General features: G+C 36.3%; 1 protein-coding gene. It reads right to left on the reverse strand.

Annotation, left to right across the window (positions count from 1 at the left end):
* Nucleotides 1-537: 537 nt before the first annotated feature.
* Nucleotides 538-1,053, reverse strand: coding sequence for a replication/maintenance protein RepL (locus tag CQA76_RS08850; RefSeq protein ID WP_137623012.1), 516 nt, complete (start codon nucleotides 1,051-1,053; stop codon nucleotides 538-540).
* Nucleotides 1,054-1,411: the final 358 nt, after the last annotated feature.

Consider the following 1,411-nt stretch of genomic DNA (forward strand, 5'->3'; position numbering starts at 1 on the left):
CGAGTTCTCGGAGTAGCAAAAATGCGTTTAGCATTTGTAGCTACGTAGAGTAACCTCGCCCTATGAGTGAAGGATACAAGCTATTCGCCACTTGTGCCAAGTGTCGAGCTTGTAAGGGGTTGCACCCCTTAACCCCTTCATACGCAGAGAGCATTTTAAGGGCGTCGGCCGCCCTAGAAAAACTCCAAAGAAAAAAATTAACCTTTTTTGCCTATTAGCCTGTAATACAACTTAGCGTTAGGTTAGTTTAGGGAGCGGAGCGACTAGCTAAATAACTAGCTAAATAATAGGGCGGTGGGCTTTGTCCGTCTTCCGTGCTACGCACTCAGACAGCCCCCGCACCCCTTTTTCGCAAATCATAGCACCTTACCAGGTGCGATTTGCTATGGGCTGATTAGGGAAAGGAATTGGGGTTTAAATCGTTTTTCTTAGTTTTCTTAGGGGTAAAGTATCTTTTTGGCAAAAAAATCGATTTATGAGCTTTTTTGCTTTTTGGAGTGCATAAGGGCGGCCGACGCCCTTATAGTGTTCTAGCCTTTAATCAAAAAGGCTAGGCTCATCGTAGCTGTAGTTGATTGCAATAGTCTTGTTTTTCTTGTCAGACCCAAAGGCACAAACATACTTCGGATTGACGACAAAAACGGCTCCTTGTTTTTTCATAAAATCCATCTCTATTAAGTGTTTATAAGTATCTACTATAGTTTGTCTTGAAACTTTCGTAGCTTTCATAACTTGTTCTTGAGTTAGGGTTAGTTGATTTTCGCTATTTAGATTATTTAAAATATATTCTACAATGTCAATTTTTTTGGCACTAGAATATAAGCTTGTAAGAACTTCCATAAATTGTTCTAAATAAACCCTTCTCCACCCTTTTTTAAGGGTATGAGATACCTTTTTTTCAACATATTCAAGCTCTATGACTTCTCCTGTATCTCTGTCTACAAAGGTTCTACGCCCTATATAATTAGTCTTAATTCCTGAAACTTTTCTAGGGTTATCATCGACTTTAATTCTAGTCTCATCAATCATACTAACTTCACTAACTTGTGTCATATTTACTCCTATAATTTTTAAAATATTCTACAATAATTAGAATAAAAAATCAATATATATTAGAAAGTTTGTTCTAAAAAACTAGAAGATTTTTTTCGAAAAACTAGAAGATTAAAATTCGCTTATAAATTTTATGCCATAGGTTCTAACTAAGATTTCTTAAAAAATTTTTTCTTTGTTCTATAATATAAGTGCTCTTCAATCTTAAACAAAACTTAATTTTTAAGTTTTGTTTTAAGGGGTTTTAGGGTCTCCCTAACGAGTTCTCGGAGTAGCAAAAATGCGTTTAGCATTTGTAGCTACGTAGAGTAACCTCGCCCTATGAGTGAAGGATACAAGCTATTCGCCACTTGTGCCA

This window comes from Campylobacter aviculae, from assembly GCF_005406215.1.
GTDB lineage: Bacteria > Campylobacterota > Campylobacteria > Campylobacterales > Campylobacteraceae > Campylobacter_D > Campylobacter_D aviculae.

Excerpts from the sequence above, each read along its gene's own strand:
- CQA76_RS08850 (WP_137623012.1), bottom strand. The coding sequence starts at position 1,053 with ATGACACAAGTTAGTGAAGTTAGTATGATTGATGAGACTAGAATTAAA.